This is a genomic window from Halolamina sp. CBA1230 (assembly GCF_002025255.2).
Lineage (GTDB): Archaea > Halobacteriota > Halobacteria > Halobacteriales > Haloferacaceae > Halolamina.
Genome location: NZ_CP054587.1, coordinates 1,863,941 through 1,882,172, shown reverse-complemented (window position 1 = coordinate 1,882,172; position 18,232 = coordinate 1,863,941). Strand labels below are relative to the sequence as shown.

23 protein-coding genes are annotated in these 18,232 nt (G+C 66.1%); 7 read left to right on the top strand and 16 right to left on the bottom strand.

Annotated elements, in window-relative coordinates; translation table 11 throughout:
* Position 1: 1 nt before the first annotated feature.
* From B4589_RS09965 to B4589_RS09955, 3 genes are read right to left on the bottom strand one after another with little or no spacing between them, the layout of a single operon-like run.
* Entirely contained in the window at positions 2-1,090 is a 1,089-nt protein-coding gene (locus tag B4589_RS09965; protein WP_079234124.1) for a threonine synthase, read from the bottom strand.
* 46 nt (positions 1,091-1,136) lie between these two features.
* A complete protein-coding gene (locus tag B4589_RS09960; RefSeq protein WP_079234123.1) occupies positions 1,137-1,406 on the bottom strand; it encodes an AbrB/MazE/SpoVT family DNA-binding domain-containing protein in 270 nt (89 codons plus the stop codon).
* Positions 1,407-1,423: 17 nt separating this feature from the next.
* Positions 1,424-2,383: a succinylglutamate desuccinylase/aspartoacylase family protein gene (locus B4589_RS09955; RefSeq protein ID WP_079234122.1), complete on the bottom strand. Its 960-nt coding sequence runs from the start codon at positions 2,381-2,383 to the stop codon at positions 1,424-1,426.
* Positions 2,384-2,664: 281 nt separating this feature from the next.
* Between B4589_RS09955 and glmM the strand changes: the two genes are divergently transcribed.
* On the top strand, positions 2,665-4,032 hold the full coding sequence (glmM, locus tag B4589_RS09950; protein WP_079234121.1) for a phosphoglucosamine mutase: 1,368 nt from the start codon (positions 2,665-2,667) through the stop codon (positions 4,030-4,032).
* 24 nt (positions 4,033-4,056) lie between these two features.
* Here glmM and B4589_RS09945 read toward each other — a convergent pair whose 3' ends face one another.
* Together B4589_RS09945 and hisI are read right to left on the bottom strand one after the other, a co-directional pair.
* Positions 4,057-5,193: a hypothetical protein gene (locus tag B4589_RS09945; RefSeq protein WP_079234120.1), complete on the bottom strand. Its 1,137-nt coding sequence runs from the start codon at positions 5,191-5,193 to the stop codon at positions 4,057-4,059.
* Positions 5,190-5,600, bottom strand: a complete 411-nt coding sequence (gene hisI, locus B4589_RS09940) for a phosphoribosyl-AMP cyclohydrolase (RefSeq protein WP_079234119.1) — start codon at positions 5,598-5,600, stop codon at positions 5,190-5,192. The genes B4589_RS09945 and hisI overlap by 4 nt, the downstream gene beginning before the upstream one ends.
* A gap of 74 nt (positions 5,601-5,674) precedes the next feature.
* Here hisI and B4589_RS09935 point away from each other — a divergent pair, with 74 nt between their 5' ends.
* On the top strand, positions 5,675-6,151 hold the full coding sequence (locus B4589_RS09935; RefSeq protein ID WP_079234118.1) for a phosphate-starvation-inducible PsiE family protein: 477 nt from the start codon (positions 5,675-5,677) through the stop codon (positions 6,149-6,151).
* A gap of 3 nt (positions 6,152-6,154) precedes the next feature.
* On the opposite strand, the gene B4589_RS09930 is transcribed toward B4589_RS09935, so the two are convergent.
* Positions 6,155-7,174 (bottom strand): A24 family peptidase, encoded by a 1,020-nt coding sequence (locus tag B4589_RS09930; RefSeq protein WP_079235213.1) that lies wholly within the window; start codon positions 7,172-7,174, stop codon positions 6,155-6,157.
* A gap of 159 nt (positions 7,175-7,333) precedes the next feature.
* Between B4589_RS09930 and B4589_RS09925 the strand changes: the two genes are divergently transcribed.
* Positions 7,334-8,047 carry a hypothetical protein gene (locus B4589_RS09925; protein ID WP_143414380.1) on the top strand — a complete coding sequence of 238 codons (714 nt, stop codon included), beginning with the start codon at positions 7,334-7,336 and terminating at the stop codon, positions 8,045-8,047.
* 52 nt (positions 8,048-8,099) lie between these two features.
* On the opposite strand, the gene B4589_RS09920 is transcribed toward B4589_RS09925, so the two are convergent.
* The 5 genes from B4589_RS09920 to B4589_RS09900 all read right to left on the bottom strand — a co-directional run bounded on the left by B4589_RS09920 (position 8,100) and on the right by B4589_RS09900 (position 11,070).
* Positions 8,100-8,387 (bottom strand): transcriptional regulator, encoded by a 288-nt coding sequence (locus B4589_RS09920; protein WP_079234116.1) that lies wholly within the window; start codon positions 8,385-8,387, stop codon positions 8,100-8,102.
* Positions 8,388-9,008, bottom strand: a complete 621-nt coding sequence (locus tag B4589_RS09915; protein WP_079234115.1) for a hypothetical protein — start codon at positions 9,006-9,008, stop codon at positions 8,388-8,390.
* Entirely contained in the window at positions 9,001-9,897 is an 897-nt protein-coding gene (locus B4589_RS09910; protein ID WP_079234114.1) for an ABC transporter ATP-binding protein, read from the bottom strand. The genes B4589_RS09915 and B4589_RS09910 overlap by 8 nt, the downstream gene beginning before the upstream one ends.
* Positions 9,894-10,745 (bottom strand): ABC transporter permease, encoded by an 852-nt coding sequence (locus tag B4589_RS09905; protein ID WP_079234113.1) that lies wholly within the window; start codon positions 10,743-10,745, stop codon positions 9,894-9,896. The genes B4589_RS09910 and B4589_RS09905 overlap by 4 nt, the downstream gene beginning before the upstream one ends.
* 172 nt (positions 10,746-10,917) lie before the next feature.
* Entirely contained in the window at positions 10,918-11,070 is a 153-nt protein-coding gene (locus B4589_RS09900; protein WP_158081164.1) for a hypothetical protein, read from the bottom strand.
* Positions 11,071-11,172: 102 nt separating this feature from the next.
* Here B4589_RS09900 and B4589_RS09895 point away from each other — a divergent pair, with 102 nt between their 5' ends.
* The 4 genes from B4589_RS09895 to B4589_RS09880 all read left to right on the top strand — a co-directional run bounded on the left by B4589_RS09895 (position 11,173) and on the right by B4589_RS09880 (position 13,651).
* Entirely contained in the window at positions 11,173-11,514 is a 342-nt protein-coding gene (locus tag B4589_RS09895; protein ID WP_217920461.1) for a helix-turn-helix domain-containing protein, read from the top strand.
* 2 nt (positions 11,515-11,516) lie between these two features.
* Positions 11,517-11,831 carry a hypothetical protein gene (locus tag B4589_RS09890; protein ID WP_079234111.1) on the top strand — a complete coding sequence of 105 codons (315 nt, stop codon included), beginning with the start codon at positions 11,517-11,519 and terminating at the stop codon, positions 11,829-11,831.
* A gap of 186 nt (positions 11,832-12,017) precedes the next feature.
* Positions 12,018-12,614 carry a hypothetical protein gene (locus B4589_RS09885; RefSeq protein WP_079234110.1) on the top strand — a complete coding sequence of 199 codons (597 nt, stop codon included), beginning with the start codon at positions 12,018-12,020 and terminating at the stop codon, positions 12,612-12,614.
* A 2-nt stretch (positions 12,615-12,616) separates the two neighbouring features.
* The gene (locus B4589_RS09880; protein ID WP_079234109.1) at positions 12,617-13,651 is read left to right on the top strand and encodes a site-specific integrase; all 1,035 of its coding nucleotides are present in this window, start codon (positions 12,617-12,619) and stop codon (positions 13,649-13,651) included.
* On the opposite strand, the gene B4589_RS09875 is transcribed toward B4589_RS09880, so the two are convergent.
* From B4589_RS09875 to B4589_RS09855, 5 genes are all read right to left on the bottom strand, one after another.
* Positions 13,648-14,076 (bottom strand): hypothetical protein, encoded by a 429-nt coding sequence (locus B4589_RS09875; protein ID WP_143414314.1) that lies wholly within the window; start codon positions 14,074-14,076, stop codon positions 13,648-13,650. The two genes, B4589_RS09880 and B4589_RS09875, sit on opposite strands and share 4 nt — an antisense overlap.
* 146 nt (positions 14,077-14,222) lie before the next feature.
* Positions 14,223-15,386, bottom strand: a complete 1,164-nt coding sequence (locus B4589_RS09870) for a hypothetical protein (protein ID WP_079234107.1) — start codon at positions 15,384-15,386, stop codon at positions 14,223-14,225.
* Positions 15,383-16,303: a hypothetical protein gene (locus B4589_RS09865; RefSeq protein ID WP_143414313.1), complete on the bottom strand. Its 921-nt coding sequence runs from the start codon at positions 16,301-16,303 to the stop codon at positions 15,383-15,385. Before B4589_RS09865 ends, B4589_RS09870 begins: the two co-directional genes overlap by 4 nt.
* Positions 16,300-17,151 carry a hypothetical protein gene (locus B4589_RS09860; protein WP_079234105.1) on the bottom strand — a complete coding sequence of 284 codons (852 nt, stop codon included), beginning with the start codon at positions 17,149-17,151 and terminating at the stop codon, positions 16,300-16,302. The genes B4589_RS09865 and B4589_RS09860 overlap by 4 nt, the downstream gene beginning before the upstream one ends.
* A 68-nt stretch (positions 17,152-17,219) precedes the next feature.
* Positions 17,220-18,230 (bottom strand): hypothetical protein, encoded by a 1,011-nt coding sequence (locus tag B4589_RS09855; RefSeq protein ID WP_079234104.1) that lies wholly within the window; start codon positions 18,228-18,230, stop codon positions 17,220-17,222.
* Positions 18,231-18,232 lie beyond the last annotated feature (2 nt).

The following is an 18,232-nucleotide window of genomic DNA, read 5'->3' as shown; positions in this document are numbered from 1 at the left end:
CTCAGCCTTTCAGCCCGCTCCCGGTCAGCGGCACCACCACGTCCTCGTCCTCGTCGATCTCCCCCCGCTCGCGCAGTTCCGCGAGCGCCGCGGGCGCGACCGCGCTGGTGGGTTCGGTGTAGAACCCAGCCCCGTGCAGTCGGTCGAGTTCGCGTTCGGCGGGTCCTTCCTCGATCGAGATCGCGTCGCCGCCCGTGGCGTCGATCGCGTCGAGGATCGCCCCCTTTCGAACTGGATCGCGGATCTGGACTCCGTCGGCCACGTCGTTCGACTCCTCCGTGTTGTCGTGGAGTTCGGCGGCGATCGGTGCGTAGCCCGCAGCCTGTGCGCCGTACAGCCGCGGGATTTCGTCGATCCACCCAGCTTCTTCCAGCGCGCGGAACCCCCGATAGGCGCCGAGGAACAGCGTCCCGTGGCCCAGCGGCGTCACCACGGCGTCCGGGGCGGTCCAGTCGCGCTGGAGCCCGATCTCGTAGGCGACCGTCGCCGTCCCGGCGAAAAAGGCGGGGTTCCAGGCGTGGGAGGCGTACCAGGCGTCAGCGTCCTCGCTGACGGCCGCCTCTACGCAGGCGTCGGTCACGTCCTGCCGGCTTCCCTCCACGCGGACCGGCGTCGCGCCGGCGGCCTCTATCGCCCGGAGTTTGCTCTCCTTCACCGACGCCGGGACGTAGATCTCGGCGTCGATCCCCGCCCGAGCGGCGTAGGTGGCGACCGCCGCGCCCGCGTTGCCCGAGGAGTCCTCGACGACCCGGTCGACGCCGAGTTCGAGCGCTCGGGAGAGCGTCGTCGTCACGCCGCGGTCCTTGAACGAGCCGGTGGGGAACACGTACTCCAGTTTGAACTCGGCGTCCCACTCCGGGGCCTGCTGGAGCGGCGTCATCCCCTCGCCGAGGCTCACGCGCTTCTCGACGGGGAGGAACTCGGAGAACGCCCACAGCCCCTCGCGGGTGTCGAACGCGGCGGGGTCCGGTGCGGGGCCGTCGGGGAGTGGCTGGTGGGCGAACTCCAGCGGGTGGCCGCACTCACAGCGCCAGCGGTCGGCGTACTCGGCGCCGCAGGACGGACAGACGAGCGGTGTGGGGGTGGTCATGGTTTCGAAACCAAGCGAAAAGCACCTGTAGCTGTCGGTTCTTCGATCACGGGTCCTCCTCGTCGAACTGAGACCCCCACGTGTCTTTCGACTTGCGGCGAAGTTCTGACACGTCCACGTCGTGCTCCTCGAGCGTTTCTCCGACTTTGCGGAGTCGTTCTGTCGGGGGACGCTTCGGCCGTATACGGGCGCTCCCGTCGTCCAGTAGCACGAACTCGACTTCGGTTCCGGGCTCGAGATCGAGTGCGTCGCGGACGCGCTCTGGTATCGGTATCCGTCCCTCGCTCGTGACGATGGTTTCTCCGACGATGGCCATGATTCTGGAATCTCTTTTCAGTACGCGTCGATCCCCGTCGCCACCGAGCAGACGTACTCGCCGGACGCGACCTGCGGGAGTCGGCGGGAGCGCCAGAAGATCCCCTCGCTGTCGGCGGTCACGCGGCTCGACAGCTGGCCGAACGGGTCGATCACGTCGAACAGCGTGTCGCCGGGGTGGACCTCCTCGCCCAACTCCGCCCGGAAGCGGATCAGCCCGCCGCCGGGCGAGCGGTACTGGTCGAACCCCGCGGCGCGGGTCTGCTCCTCGGTGGCGGCCTCGCCGTCGAGGAACCCGTAGTGCCGGAGAACGTTGAAGGTTCCCTCGACGCCGTACTGGATGCTCTCCTCGTCCCAGCCCACGCAGCCGCCGAGTTCGGGGTCGATCGTGGGGATCCCCTCGTCGGGCGCCGCGCGGGCGAGCTGCCCGTCGGGGCCTTTCTGGTCGAGCACGTAGCCCGTGCCGAAGGTTTTCGCGAGTTCGAGGCAGTCGGCGTGGAGGCGGTGGTGGCGGCCACACCGCACCCGGGCCTCGTTGAGCATCCGCGACGTGGAGCCCTGGTGGAGATCGAGCACGTAGTCCGCGCGTTTCGCGGCGTCGAACGTCGCGGCCGCGATGCGTTCGGAGCTGGTCCCCTCCTCGTCGCCGGGGTAGGCCCGGTTCATCTTCGTGTCGTCGATGGGGTTGCGGTGCTCGGCGACCTGGAACGCGTGGTAGTTCACGATGCCGACGATCAGCACCGCCCCGGCGAGGTCGTCGGGGTCGAGCCGCGGAACCACTCGCGTGAGCACGCCGAGGCCGTTGAGTTCGTCGCCGTCCGAGACCGCCTGCAGGTACAGGGTTTCGCCGTCGTCGGCACCGTTGACCACACAGACCGGCAGGGAGACCGGGCTCCCGTCGCGGCTCTCGCCGACGCGGAGCCGCCCGGTTGCGATCTCCCCGGGGGCCGCGCTGGCGTCGCCGAGCGTGAGACTCATTGTCCGTAGCTTACCCGGGCCGGCCTTAGTGGGTTCGATACCGGGCGGGAGCGCCGATACTGGGGGTCAGGGGGTCGGGCTGAATCCGTCGTCCACTCGGCGGCGTGTGGGGGTGATCTCTCCCCTTCCGGTTCGTCGATCGATGCCGCAGCGGTTCGACTCGCCCACCACGCCAGCGGCATCGACACAGGTACCGAACGCCGACACACCGGACGAAACGCCGCTCGACCGCGTTTCCCGTTCGGAACCGCTTTGACCCCCAGTACACAATCACCACGCGAATGAAGGTCTTCGGCTCCAGCGGCACCCGCGGGGTCGCCGGCGAACAGCTCACCGCCGAGTTCGTCCTCCGGGTCGCCAAGGCCGCCGGCACCGTCTGGGACGCCGACCGCGCCGCCATCGCCCGCGACACGCGAACCACCGGGGAACTGTTCGCCAACGCCGCCGACGCCGGCCTCACTGCCGTGGGCGTCGACGCCGACCGCCTCGGCGTGCTCCCCACCCCCGCGGCCGTGCGCTACGCCGAGGTCGAGGAGATCCCGGCCGTCGTCGTCACCGCCTCCCACAACCCGCCCGAGTACAACGGGATCAAGCTCGTCGGCGCCGACGGCGTCGAACTCCCGGTCGCCGAGCTCGAACGCGTCGAGGACTGTCTGCTCGGCGAGACGTTCGAGGAGGCCGACTGGGAGGAAACCGGCGCCTCCCGAACGATCGACGGCGTCGCCGCCGACTACGTCGACGACCTGCTCGCGAACGTCGACCGCGAGGCGGTCGCGGACGCCGACCTCACCGTGGCGCTCGACCCCGGCCACGGCGCGGGCGCGCTCACCAGCCCCGAGTTCTTCCGCCGCCTGGGCTGTGACGTGGTCACCGTCAACGGCCAGCCCGACGGCCACTTCCCGGGTCGCGACCCCGAGCCAGTCCCGGAGAACCTCGACGATCTCGGCCGCCTCGTTCGCGCCAGCGACGCCGACGTGGGGATCGCCCACGACGGCGACGCCGACCGCGCCATCTTCTTCGACGAGGACGGCGAGTACGTCGAGGGCGACGCCTCCCTCGCGGCGCTGGCGGCCGAAGCGCTGGAACCGGGCGACGCCACCGTCGCCGCGGTGAACGTCTCCCAGCGCCTCGTCGACGTCTGTGACGACGTGGGCGCGGATCTCGAACTCACGCCGATCGGCGCGACCAACATCATCACCCGGATCCAGGAGCTGCAGGCCGAGGGGCGCCGCGTCCCGATCTCGGGCGAAGGGAACGGCGGGATCTTCTTCCCGAACTACCGGCTGGTCCGGGACGGCGCGTTCATCGCCGCGAAGTTCCTCGAACTGCTGGCGAAACGCGGCGACCCCCCCAGCGCGGTCGTCGCCCCCTACACCGCCTACGAGAACGTCCGGCGGAACCTCAGCTACGGGAAGGAGCGCGAACTGAGCGCGATGCTCGACGCCGCCGAGCAGTACGCCGCCGAGGCCGACGTGGAGGCCAGCACCGTCGACGGCTACCGCCTCGACTACGGCGACGCGTGGGTGCTGGTCCGCCCCTCCGGCACCGAACCAAAAGTCAGGATCTACGCCGAGGCCCGCGAACGCGAGCGCGCGGTCGAACTCGCCGACGCCGTCGAGCGCGAGCTCGCGGCGGCGCTCGAGGACTGAGCCAGCCGCGGACAGGGGTCGTTTCTACCCCTCCAGCGCACGCTCCAGCCGCTCGCGCTCCTCGCGCAGTCGTTCCACTTCGGCCTCGACCTCGCCGTTCCGGAGCGCCTCGCGCTGCTCGTCGGTGAGATCCGCCTCGGCCACGACCGCGTTCCGCAGCCGGTCGTAGTCGTCCCGGCGGGCCAGATCCCGCATATTTCGGGCCAGCGCGACCGTCTCCTCGTCGGCGAACCGGCCGACGACCGACACGAGTTCCGCCGCGAGGTAGCGCAGACGGTCCGCGGGCGGGGGCGAGCCGACAGTCAGCGGTTCCGGGCCGATGCGGTCGAGGTAGGTGCGGTGGACCGGCACCGTGGTCTCGAACGCGGTCGTGTCCTCGACGTAGTGGGAGAGCTTCGATCCCGAGTAGTCGGCGTAGGAGAGCAGCGTCGGTAGCGGCTCCTCGCCCGCGGGGTAGCTCTTGACGTACTCCAGCAGGTCCTGAGGCGGGCGCTGGTAGTCGATCAGCGGGTAGAGCCGGGTCGTCTCGATCAGTTCGAGCAGCTCCCGGGCCGGCGCGTCGTTGGCGAACTCGTCGAACGCCTCGCGAACCGCCTCGTCGTAGCGCTCGACGGGCTCGGTCAGCTCCTCGGTCGGTGCGGTGAGGTCCGCGTCGCCCAGTCGGCGGAGTTCGGCGAGCTCGTCCAGCCGGCGTTCGATCGCCGAGAGGCGTTCGCTCACCGCGCGTTCGGCGTCGCTGACGCGCTGCTGGGCGGCGTCGCGGCGGTCCAGCAGCTCCGCGATCCCGCGGGCGTCGGCGATCGCCTCGCGGGCCCGGCGGAAGTCGCTCTCGGAGATGGTGCGCTGGTCGACCGCCTCGTTGGCTTCCTCGAACCCGTCGCGTTCCGGGATCTCCTCGGGCAGGTTCTCGACCAGTTCGGCGAACTGGCTCTGGAACTCCAGGTACGCCTCGAAGTCGCCGGTGCCGGTCGCGGAGTCGGCGTAGCGGTCGAACAGCCGGGTCGCCTCCTCGACCGCGTCCGTGACGGCCTGGACGGACTCCTCGCCGTACGTCTCGATCTCCGCGGCGATCTCCTCGCGCTCATCGCGGGCGTCGCGGAGTTCGGCGACCAGGTCGTCCGCGCTCGGGTTCTCGGGGACGGGCTCGTCGGCGACGCTCATTCGTACACGACGTCGGGATCGAACACTCGTTCGCCCGTCGTTTCCACTCGAACGGTCTCGCCGTCATCGGTCGCCTGTACGGAACGGTGGAAACAGGAGCGATACCCCGTGTGGCAGGCGCCGCCGTCCTGTTCGACCTCGTACAGCAGCGTGTCGGCGTCGCAGTCGACGCGCACGTCGACGACCGACTGGGTGTTGCCGCTGGTGGCGCCTTTCTCCCAGAGCTCGTCGCGGGAGCGGGAGTAGTAGTGGGCGCGGCCGGTGTCGACGGTGCGCCGGAGCGCCTCGGGCGAGACGTACGCGAGCATCAACACCTCGCCGGAGTCGGTGTCCTGGGCCACCGCGGGGACCAGCCCGTCGTCGCCGAACTCGATATCGACCGCCGAGCGGTCGGAGGTTTCAGCCATACCCGGAGTCTGGGCGCTCGAAGTGAAAAGTCCGCGGCCCGCAGAATCTTGAGGCTGGCCCCGGAAGCGTACACGTGACCGACGAGGAACAGGATCCGGTCGGCAGGGAACTCGAGACCGGCGACTCCCTCGACGACCGCATCCTGGAGTTCAGCGAGGCGCTCATCCGCTACACCGAGGTCGCCGCGGCGGTGGTGCTGGGCGCGCTGTTCGCCATCGGCGTGTTCGACCTCGGCCTGCAGATCGTCCAGAGCGCCGTCGACGGCTCCATCACCGACCCGCTTGTCGTCGTCGGGTTCATCGACACGGCGCTGCTGCTGTTCATCATCGTCGAGGTGTACCAGACCGTCGTCGCCTACACGCAGGAGAGCACCACCCGGCGCATCGTCAGGCTCGTCATCTACACCGGCGTCATCGCGATGATCCGGAAGGCCATCATCTTCCGGACCGGCGAGTACGCGTCCGAACAGGCCGCGCTGTTCGCCGCGGCGGCGTACACGCTCCTCATCCTCGGCCTCGCCGTGTTGCTCGTCGTCGAGCGGCAGGAGTGACGATCAGGCAAGTCCCAGCGCGGTCAACAGCCCGTACAGCAGGTCGCCGTACGTCAGCCCGATCAGCAGGCCGACGAACATCGGGACGAGGAACGGCAGCCCCGGCGAGAGCCACACAGCCTCCTCCCGGGCGACGGTCTCCAGCCCCTCCCGCAGCGTCTCGGGATCGGTGCCGTACGCCGAGCCGTCGACGTCGTCGAGGAAGCGCTCGGCGGCCCACGGGTCGTCGTGCTCGCGGTCCTCGGGCGGGTCGTCGGCGTCGTTCGAGGCAGTGCCGTGTTCGACCGCCGTCGGGTCGACCGCGCCGTCGGTCGCGTCGAACGTCTCGCCCACGCTGTCGGGGTCGCGGTAGCGCTCCGGGGCCGCGCGCAGTTCCGCGAGCGCGAGGCCGCGCCAGCGCAGGTACATCCGCAGCGCGTCGACGTCCAGCCCCGAGCGGGTGAACCCCGAGCGATCCTCGAACAGCCGGCCGTGCTGGTTGACCAGGTCGTCGACCGGGACGACCCGGGCGAGGAACATCGCCGGCTCGACCCGCCCAGCGAGCGCGTTTCGGGCCGCCAGCGCGACCGGGAACAGTGCGCCGACGAGCACGGTGTTGGTCAGCACCGTCAGCGAGAACACGCCGACGAGCGTGGGTTCGGCCGGGAGCACCGGCGGGAGAGGGACGCCGAACAGCGTCGCCGGCGGGTAGTACGCGGGGTAGGTCGGGAACAGCACCGCAAGCGCCATCAGCGCCTTCGCGTCGGCGCCGCCGAACCCGCCGATCCGCCAGAACAGGTACGCAAGCGGGACGACGAGGCCGATACTTACGGCGATCCGGAACAGTTCGAGGCGGGCGTACCGGCCGGCGAACGGCGCCGAGCGCGCCAGCTCCGCCGCCAGCAGCACCGCGCCGAGCCCGCCGAGAACGTACCAGACCCAGTTGGGAACCCGGCGCGTCCGCACGTCACGCAGCGCGGCCCAGCCCAGCAGCGGCACCGCGAGCAGGCGGGCGAGATCGCCGAGCGAGGCGAGGCCCCCCAGCGAGCCGATCATACCCCCGACGCCAGCGGCGACGGCAAAATCGTTTGGGAAAAGCGAGCGCGCGGGAGCAATCGAGGGTTCCGCAGAAGGTAGCCTTATTATCACCCCACCGAACGTCCACGTATGTCGACACGTTCGGTGCGTGGCACGATCAGCGGACTGGGGAGCCGGGCCAACCCCGCGTTCGCGGGCGGCGTCGTCGCGATATCGATACTGGCGACGGGGTACGTCACCTCGGGGATGGCGTCGGTCGAGGTCCACACGTACGTCCACGTGATGGCGGGGCTGCTGTGGACCGGGACGGACCTGTTCATGGGCGCCGTGCTCGGCCCCGCAATCGGCGGGCTGGACGAGGAGGAGAGCGCCGCGGTGTTCACCCGACTCACGCCGAAGACGACGTTTTTCCTGCCCGCGATGGCGCTCGTGACCATCGCCGGCGGGATAACGCTGGCCCAGCGACTCGGCCACTTCCCCAACAGCGAGCCCTGGCTCGCGCTGTTCACCGCCGCGAACCTGCTGCCCGCGCTGCTGCTCGCGGGCTGGCGACTGAACGCATTCGACGACCGGCGCTGGCAGGCGCTGTTCGCTGTCTCGGCGGTCGGCTCGCTGGCGTGGGTGGCGACGACGATCGGGAGCCTGCAGGGGATCCCGCTGCTCGTCTCGCTCTCGCTGGGGATCGTGACGCTGCTGTCGGTGCAAGGGTTCGGCTTCCTGCTGCCCGGCGAGATCCGGATGTACGCCCAGATCACCTCCCCCGACCCGGACGCGGGCATCATCTCCCGGATCGGCGCGCGGAACGCGAAGCTGGGCGGGGTGCAGGGCGTGTTGCAGCTGGTGCTGATCGGGCTGATGGTGTCGCTGCGCTGGGTCTGACTCTCCGAGGCGAGCCATGCGGGGAGGTGCCCCGCAGGCAGATAACTGGCCTTCACCCGTCCAGGTCGTCGATCAGCCCCTCCAGCTGTCGGACGTGGTCCTCGAACAGCGCCTCGCCCTCGTCGGTGAGCACCGCGGTCGTCCGGGGGCGTTTGTCCACGAACTCCTTGCGGATCTCGACGGCGTCCTCGTCCTCCATGCGCTGGAGGTGGCTCGAGAGGTTCCCCTCGGTCAGGTCGAGGTCGTCCGTCAGGTCGGTGAACGTCGACTCGCCGTGCCGGTAGAGGTAGGCGAATATCTCGAGCCGGGTCGGCTGGTGAACGAGTTTGTCGAGGTCCATCTACGAGTCAGTCAGCACCCAGTAGGAAGCGACGGCGTAAACCAGATACGTTCCGCCGTACGCCGCGAACCCCCACTCGTGGAGCAGTTCGACGTTCGCGACGGCGACGCCGAGGACGATCATCAGGGCGCCGCCGACCTGGAACGCCCGCCGGTCGCGGCTGCGGATGCGGTGCGCCTTCAGGCTCTCGGCCGCGACGAGGTAGCCGAGCCCGAGCATCACCAGCACGAGCCCGAGCACGAACGCCGTCTCCGCGAGGTAGCCGAGTTCGACGAGGAACGGTCCCGCCACGAACTGGACGGCGAACGTGCCGGCGTAGATCGTCAGGATCAGATAGCCGACGTTGGGCGTCCCGTCGCCCGGCGCCCACGAGTAGCCGTCGTAGCGCCAGTACGCCACCGCACCGAACAACCCGAACAGGCCGAGCCAGATCACGAGGAACCAGAGCCCGGGGAGGCGTTCGAGCACGACGAACTGGGAGAGCGCACAGCCGAGCGCGACGACGACGCCGAAGCCGAGCCACTGTTCCGGCGCGCCCTCGTACCGCTCGGCGATCCCCATCGCGTCCTTGATCCGGTCGAGGTCACGCTGGAGCTCCGTGGGATCGACGTCCTCACTCATCGTTCCGCTCCGTGTGCACGTGGTAGTTGAACGCGTCGGTGTAGCTCGGCTCGACCGTCTCTACGGTCGCGCCGGCGGGCGCGGCGGCCTCGACGTCGGCGAGCGTCGCGTCGGGGGCGAGGAACCCACGGCGCTCGTCACCGTGGTAGAACAGCTCCCCGACGACGTGCGGCTCGAACGTCCCCGTCCCGGGCGGACCGCCGACGATCCGGACCGTCTCGGGGACGGCGTCGAGCAGGTCCGCAGGGGGGCCGACGGCGGTGACGCCGTCGCCGGTCACGAACGCGATCCGGTCGGCGAACGACGCGTCGACGGGGCGGTGGCTGGTGGCGACGACGGTGCCGCCGGCCTCGATCCGGTCCCTGATCGCGCGGTGGAACCGTTGCACCATCGAGAGGTCGACGCCAGCAGTGGGTTCGTCGAGGAAGTACAGCGGCGTGTCGACCGCGAGCGCCAGCGCGAGTTCGAGCTTCCGCTTCATCCCCTCGGAGTAGTGCTTGGCGCGCTTGTCGAGCTCCTCGGCGAGGCCGAACTCGTCGACGAGGTCGCGCCAGCGGTCCGTGAACTCGGGGTGGAGACCCGCGTAGAACGCCGCGGTCTCCCGGCCGGAGAGGCTGTCGACGCTCGCGCCGCCCTGGAGCAGCAGCGAGAGGCTGTGCCCGCCGTCGTCGGCGACGGGGTCGCCGAACAGCCGGATCTCCCCCTCGGTCGGTTCGACGCTCCCAGCGAGACAGGAGAGCAGCACCGTCTTCCCGGTGCCGTTGGGACCCATCAGCAGCAGCGCCTCGTTCTCCCTGACGGTGAGGTCGACACCGTCGAGGACGCCGTCGTCGCCGAACGTCTTCCGGACGTTCCGGGCTTCGACGGCGGCGGGCGCGTCGGCGCTCATTGGATCTCACCCCGGTAGAGCGAGCGACGGGTGGCGATCACGGCGACACCGGCCCCAGCGACGGCGTAGGCGGCGAGCAGGGCGAGATACCGCGGCGCGGTCGGTGCCGACGGCTCGGCCAGTCCGGCCGCCGCCCAGTCGCCGACGGGGACGAGGTGGTACACCGCGAGGCGGGTCGCCAGCCCGTTGGGGACGTAGTTCACGAACTCCGCCGTCGAGGCGACCAGCGCGGGCTGAACGCCGTTGTACCCCGTCAGGAAGAAGGCGAGCAGCACCAGCGTGATGGTGATGATGCTCGCGAACTTCGGCTCGGGCACCGCCGCGACGAGCACCACCGCGATGCTCGCCGCGAACAGGCCGAGCGCGAGCAGGCCGAGCAGGACGACGGGGATCGAGATAACCGACTGCAGGCCGAACGTCGCGCCCGTGGCGACGCCGACCGCCAGCACGACCGCGACGGCGACGACGGCGAACGCGTAGGCGGCGACGAAGCGCCCGAAGAAGTCCGCGCCCGGCGACACCGGGAGCGCGCGGAACTGGGCGTATCTGCCGCCCTCCACGTCGGCGACCAGCGACTGGGAGAACGTGTTGAGGAAGACGACTAGCGCTGCGAACGTCCCGTAGGAGATGGCGTTCGTCGCCTTCACGATCCCCGCAGCCTCCGCGGGCATCGAGCTGGTGTTGATCAGCAGGTACACGGTCAGGAGGTAGAACAGCGCCGGGAACGCGACCGACCAGAAGACGACGGCGCCGTTGCGGCGGAGCGTGCGCAGTGCTCTGGCGGCGAACGCGCCGGTCTGTTCGAGGAACCGACCCGGGAGGGGGGAACGCCGAGTGTCAGTGCCCATACCGATTGGTGGTGTGGACCGAAGGGACAAATAGCTTTGTGTAGTAAATTAGCTTTGTGTCGCAAAGTAAGTGTACAGGGGGATCCAGCGACTCGGCCGTGAACACGCACCGTGGTCGTACAGCGGCACTCGTGGGGGCTCCGGGCGACGGTGAAAAAATCGGTGCCGGGGCTCACCGGCCGTCCGCGCCGCTGCTGCCGAGAGCGTCGCGGATGTCCCGCAGCGTGGCGATGCCGTACCACGCGAGCCCGTACCAGATCAGCGTCGCGACGACGCCGACGACCGCGAACGCCATGCCGATCGTGGTCTCGTCGAGTGTGACCATCGCGGCCGGTTCTACGGGGAGTATTTATAAAGAAGGGCGAGCACAGTTGCGCTCGCTGCGGTCGTGCTCGCACCGCTTTCCGGACGGCGGGGAGAGATTCGCGTGAGTGATGAGATGGACGCCGCGACACTCGGCTCACTGCTCGCTGACGACTGTGCGCGAACCATCGTCGAGGCGACGGCACGGGAACCCCAGTCCGCCGACGCGCTCGCCGAGCAGTGCGAGGCGTCGAAGACAACCGTCTACCGCCGGCTGGAGGAGCTCGAAGAGCACGACCTGGTCGAGGTGCGCCGGCGCCCGGAGGAACAGGGGCACCACTACAAGGTGTACGCCGCGCGGCTCGACCGAGCGGTCGTCACGCTCACGGACGACGGGATCGAACTCTCCGTTACGCGGCGCGACCGCATGACCGAACGGTTCAGACGGTTCGTGGAGGAGCTCTAACGATGTTCGACACGCTCGTTCAGATCGATCCCCGGCTGCTCGGGGCCGTCACTACGGCCCTGACGCTGGGCACCACGCTACTGGGGCTGGCGGTGGGCTACATCGCGTTCCGGGGGTACAGACAGGGGAGCCGGCCGATGAAGTTCGTCGCCGTCGGGTTCCTGCTGGTGTTCTGGGTGCCGGTCCTGCTGTTCGTCGGGAGCCTGCTCGTGCCCGGGGTTCCGGAGTTCGCGCTGGGCGTGATCGGCGAGGGCAGCCGGTTCGTCGGGCTGAGCTGTATCCTCTACGGCCTCTGGACGCCGAACGACCGGGAGTAGCGTCGACGCGTCCCCGAAAACGGGGGTAGCACCGGGGGCGTCACGATCGGCGGGGCGCTGTCGGCGCCGTCGCCTCCGCGAAAAGACCTGGTCGAAGGAACGCCGTTGTTTAGATGACGCGGTTCTGGAGTAGTAGCCACAAAGCAGACCATGGTCCTAATAAGGCGGAACACACACCCCATACACATGACAACCCGAACCGAGAAAATCGAAGTCGCACTCACACCAGCTGAAAAGAACGAACTCAAAGACTGGGTCGATGCCACCCCCGACTACTCCTCGATGGCGATGATGCTCCGCACCCTCGCCAAAAAGGAGATGGCGGACGACGACGGCGAGCAGCCCGCCGCGAGCATCGACGAAGACACCGTCGAAGAAGCCGTCGAAAGCGCCATCACCCCGCTCGAAACTCGCCTCGAACGCATCGAGGACAGCATCGCCGACCTCGACGCAGTCGGGCAAGCCGACGACGACCTCGAAGACCTCGCACACGCCATCCTCACCGAACTCCCCGAACTCGACTCCCCCGAAGATTTCGAATCGTTCCACTCTATCGTCAGCGACGATGACCTCTCGGAAGACGACTCGTACGAGTACGCACGTCGGGCGAGTACCGCCGAAGCGTGGGCTGACTACCTCGACATCGACGTGTCGAGAGCCAGAACTGCACTCACGAACATGGTCGAGTGGTACCCTGACGCCGAGTACGCAATAGTTGACCCTGTAGACGACGAACGGTACGAAATCAACACCGACAGCCGTCGATACTACCGAACCGCCTAACAATGCCACCGCGCTACAAGCCCATCGACGACTGCCGCCCGCTCATCGTAGACTACGCCGAAGAACTAGCTGCTGGCACCGACGACGCCGACAACGACAAACGAGATAGCAATAGCACGAAACGGTACGAGCAAGACCTCCGGTGGTTCGACGGGTGGCTCGACGACCAAGGAATAGACGAGGTGACCGATGTGACGGCTGCTGACGCGAACCGGCTCGGGCGCACCCTCAGCAACGAATTTTCGGGGACGACCGGGCGGTACAGGTGGGACCGTATCGTCGCGCTCTACGACTATCTCGAATCGATGGGGATTATCGACGACAACCCACTCTCGCGGTGGAACGACGCGAAGGACGAAAAGTGGGGTCTCACGAAGTCGAACGAGCAGGACCACCACCTCAACGACGGCGAGAAGTACGCGGTCGATGAAGAGGATATCGAGGCGATGGAGGAGGCTGTGGAGGAAGACCGCGTGAGGAACCAGTTGTTGATCCGGCTTGCGTGGCACAGTGCGTGCCGTCGCGGGGAGTTAGCCGCCATTTCTCTGGATATGCTCGATGAGAACAAACGGGAAATCACGCTCCCGGCGAGCGTGACGAAGAACAACCGCAAGCGCGTGGTCGGGTACAACCGGTCGCTGGATGGGTTGCTGCATCGGTGGCTGCACGGCGGACTACGCGACGAATACCTAGGGGGAAGGGACCACGACCACCTGTTCGTCGGCACACGTGGCGCGCCGCTGTCGGGCGAGGCTATCAACGAAGTAATCGTGAAGGCAGCCGACAACGCCGGCATCAACCGCAAGCTGTACGCCGACGCCAACAGCCCGGATGGCGAGCCGAACCGCTGGAAGGTCTCGTCTCATAATGTCAGACACGGCGCCGCCACACGCCTTGTTAACAAAACTGACCTGACTGACCTCTATTCGATTTCTCGCTATCTCGGGCACTCAAGTGTCGAATTTACGGAGAAGCGCTATGTCGAGTACGACCCTGAAGTCGGCGTCAGAGGCGTCAGAGACTACCTGCCGGACTAGGTCGAGTCCTCGACGAGATTTTCGAGGAACGCTCTTGCTGACGCGGCAACCCACTCTCGCTCCTCGTCCCCGCGCCGCGCAGACTCCTCTAGCGTCCGCAGGCGGCGGATTTCGCGGTTGAGGTCGTCGATATGGATTTCGATGGTTGCGGGGTCGGTGTCGGTCGATATTGCATCCGCGTCCCGCAGCCGTTGTGCGATTTCCGCCTGCAGCATCTTATCCTGCGCTGCTTCGAGTTCGTGGTCGGCGACAAGTTCGCGTTCGTCGCGCTCCATGTCCCTGACTACTTGCCTTATATACTCACCGCTGACCGACAACACTTCGGCGGCTCTCTTACGGTGGAAATCGCTGTCGAGAAGCCATGCAGCGGCAATTCTGACCTTTTTACTTGTGTCTTCGATTCGGTCTGAACTGATTGTTGCCATTGCGACCCAACATCTTCCCGGCGTGGTATTGGATAACAGGTGACTATCACTACTCAGCCAAACCTTCTCACCCCCTCCCCCCACCTCCACCCACCTCCACCCCACTACGCGTACGCGACGCGCACTCGCGCACCACGCACGCGACCCTACGCCTCAACCCGACGCTCCTCGCGGTCGTCTCGATGCCGGTGCGCTTGACACATCCCAGACTCGTGCCCATCGTACACCAACGCTCCACACTGCTCCTCGCCATCTTTCAAGTACGCACACTGAACGGGCTGCGACCCGCCTGACGCCTCTTCCTCGTCCATATCCAACTCCTCCCACGTCGTCAACCCTAACTCGACCCAGTCTTCAGGCGTACCCCAGTCCCAGTCAGCCTTATCGTCCGTATCTGGCGGCGTGGTCGGCATCCCAATCCCACGCAGGTCACACCTCACAGCATCCTCATCAGGCTGCGTACACTTGTCATCAGTCGTCTCGTCATAGATGACCATGTGCTTCTGCTTATCCGCCTTCGATGCCCCCTCCTTGATAGCGTAGACGGCTAACTTGTCGTTCCGCAGGGTCGGGTGAATGTCGGTCGGTCGCTGACTGATACCGACAATCTGTAGCTTATACGGCTCTTTCCTCATCAGCCGAACGAAATTTTTCATCACCTTTTCCATCGCTTCTTGGTTGATACCGCCGTACGCACTCCCTTTCAACCCGAACTCGTCAAGCACAGCGAAGACGCGCTGCTCAGGGTTCTCTGACGCTGTCTCGACAAGGTCCCGGAGGTCGCCGACATACTCGACGCGGTCGTGCTTCTCGCTCCACGACTTGATGTTGCTGACGACCATTCCGTTGGGGTAAATCATCATCCACGTCTCCGCCTGCCGCACTGCAGTCATCGTCTTCCCCCCACCCATCCCGGCAAACATCAACTCAACCAGACCGGGCTCTTGCAACAACGACCGGTGCTTTTCGTAGTCACCGAAATCCATCCTGACTTGCTCCTCCGAACTCCCACGTCCGAGCGCGAACGCGATGACCTGCCAGTTCCCGTTCTGCACCGCCTTCCGCAAGTTCTCACTCAGTTCACGCTCGACCGTCTCACGCCAGTACTTCGTATTCCGGGCGTAGTAGGCAGTTTCTTCGGGGTTGTCGTAGTGCGCCGCACTCTCCGACTCATACGACCGCTTGTAGCTCAAGAGCTTCTTAATAGTGCGCTCGTCGAGCAACCCGGCTTCCTGCAACGCATGGATGTCACCGTTCTTCGCCAAGCGCTCACGCAGGTTCTTAATGTCGAGCCCGTCGTACTCCGTCATCGACCATCACCCCCACTGTCGGGCGGCGACAGGTCCTCAGCCTCCAACATCTGATTCATCAACTGCTGCCCATCCACGCTCGACTCACCGGCTTCCTCATCGTCATTATCACCGCTACTCGTGCTCTCACCGGGCGTCTCGACTGACTCCACGAACGCCTCGATATCGTCGCTGACGTGCGACCTGACGATGTCCGGGTGCAGCGCCTGGTCATCCAGGTCTTCTTGCGTCATCGCCCGCCAATAGGCGCTCTCGATAGCCTGCACAACACTCGGGAGCTTCGCGTGCAGGTTCTGCCCGTACACAGCCCACTCGCGGATTTTCCCACGGTTCGCCTCGATCTTCTGCTTCTCCGCCAACATCGCCACATCGGTCTCCTCAGCCATCCACGGACCCCACAACTCAATGGACTTCTCGTCTTCATCGACCTCCACCCGGCGAGCACACATCACCTCGCCGTCGGCGGACTGCGCGTCGTATGAGTTCCCTTCCCTGATGACACGATTCGACCACAACTCAGGACCGAATTTGTAGTGCTGCAGGTACTCTACCGGCTCCGCAGTCCCGTCTCGCTCGGCACGCTCTCTGGCCATATCGACCTCGTACACGTGTATCCAGTCGGGTTGTGCGAGCCAGTCCACGCACCCGAGAGCTTTGAGCACGGCGTACAGCAGGAGGGTCGTGATGGCTGCGCCCGGCACCGTCACGACCGCTAATTGCGCCGATGTCGGCAGTTCGCCCCACGACGGGATGCTCGGGAGTTTAATCTGGAACTGCCAGAGCGCCAGAATCCCGGCGATAGTGCCGATGATAGCTACGATGCCAATCCACGTGGAGTACTCCCCGAGCAGGTACACGAGGTCGCCACGCAGCCCGTTACTGCTGTCGTCGCTGGATTGTCGGGCACTATCCGTCATGGTCGCTTCACCGCCCATTTGAGCTTCTCTTTCGTCCGGTAGATAATACCGAGCACCCCCATCACGCCGGTAACGGTGCTCAGAATCGCGACCGTCTGCATCGCATCCCCACCGTACGGTCCCGGCACGATTGGACCGCCACCTAGACGGTGGTTGTTGTAGTGAAGGCGGGGACCGCCGAACCCGATAGTAATCGTCGCGATCTCTTCAGTCGGATTCGTCACCATCGAAATCTTCTCACACCCGGTTTCGATAGTGTACCGACTGATTTGCGCACTGCCAGACCCGCTTCCGCCACCGATATTCGACGAGTCCGTCACCGCAATGCGCGTCGTCTCATCGGCACACACCACGGCTTCATAGGTCGTTCCTTGCCAGTGCTCGTCGTAAATCTCGACCTGACCGCCGAGATACGTCCCCGACAACGTCAGGTTCGACGTATCAATCGACTCCTGCTGACTCTGCTCCTCATCGCTTGGGACCTGCACGTCCAGCCAGCGGGAGATGATTCGCTGGTCACGCTCCGACAGTGATGCTCGATGCTCGGTGAACCACGCTTGCACGCTCTGTGCGCGCTCGTCAGAGACATCCTCGGACGTAATCGCCCACTGGATGATGCGATCCCGAGTAAGGCTCTCGGAGTCGTTCTCGTCACTATCAGCGGTATCTGCAGGCGTGTCTGTCGGCGTCGATGTTGTTGTTGTTGAACTGTTCGCCTCCGTGTCGTTGGCGGTCGATGTGGGTGTCGCGGTCCCGGCTGGCGTGCCGGGAGCTGCCGAAGCGCCTACAGTGAACCCTATGAGTAAGAGTGACAGGCAAACCACGACCAACACGACCGCTCGTTTCATTTTATGAGTCATATTCAGTCACCTAAATAAATTCGCCGCAAAAGCGGCGAAACCCACGTTAGCGGGCGTTAGTAGTCGTCGCGCAGCACGTACAACGCGGCGACAACGACCGCTACTGCGCCGCCACCGACCACGAACTTGGTCGGGATGTCAGGCACCGCCGGCAGCGACACGAGCGCACCGTCACTGCTACCGTCGCCACCGTCACTACCGCCACCGCTGGCGGTGTCGTACAGCACTTGCGTGCTATCGACGGTCGCCATCCCTTCACTGACGATGCGGTACTGCTGCCCGTCTTCGGCGCCGCTAATGTCGTACGTCGCTGTTTCCGTCTCGTTCATCGCCCCAACAGTCGTCTCCTTCACCGCCTCATATTCGTCGGTAGAACTGTTGTACTTCTCGAACTCCACGGTATTCTGTCCGTCAGTCACTGTGATGGACAGCTGCGACGGTGTGCCCTCGGACGTGTTGACCGTCAGGTCGTGCGTCGTCGGAGCTGTCAGCGGGTACGCGTCCAGGCTGTCGGTGACGCCGTCGTCGTCAGCGTCGAGGTCCAGCTGGAGCGTGATGGTCTGCGTCGATGGTCCCTGCGTCACCGCGACGTCGAGCGTCGCGTTGTTATCGACGCGCTCGGGCACATCAACACCAAGCGTGTTCGCTCCCGAACCCGAGCTCGACCGAGTCGTGAACTCGGCGCTGCTACCGGGAGAAACATCGACCGACAACGAGCCGTTCGCCACCTCGTTACCGTCAGCGTCGTACACCGTGACGGAGTCAACCGTCGCGATGTTACTACCCTGGTTATTGACCTCGAAGTACACACCGCGCGTCACGGTGTCGTTCTGCTCGATACTGTCGTCTTCCGCGGTGATCTCGATCATCCCGCTCGTCGTACTCCCGGCAGTAATGCCGGACGGCGCCGCCATCGCCACCGAACTGGCAACGACCAGCGCCACGACCGCCAACGCAATCGTCTTCGTGTCGATACCTCCGATGTTTGAAATGCTGATACTGTCGAAACCGAAGGAGAACGACTCGTCGTCGTGCTCCGTATCTGTAGTGTTATTGTTGTTAGTCATTT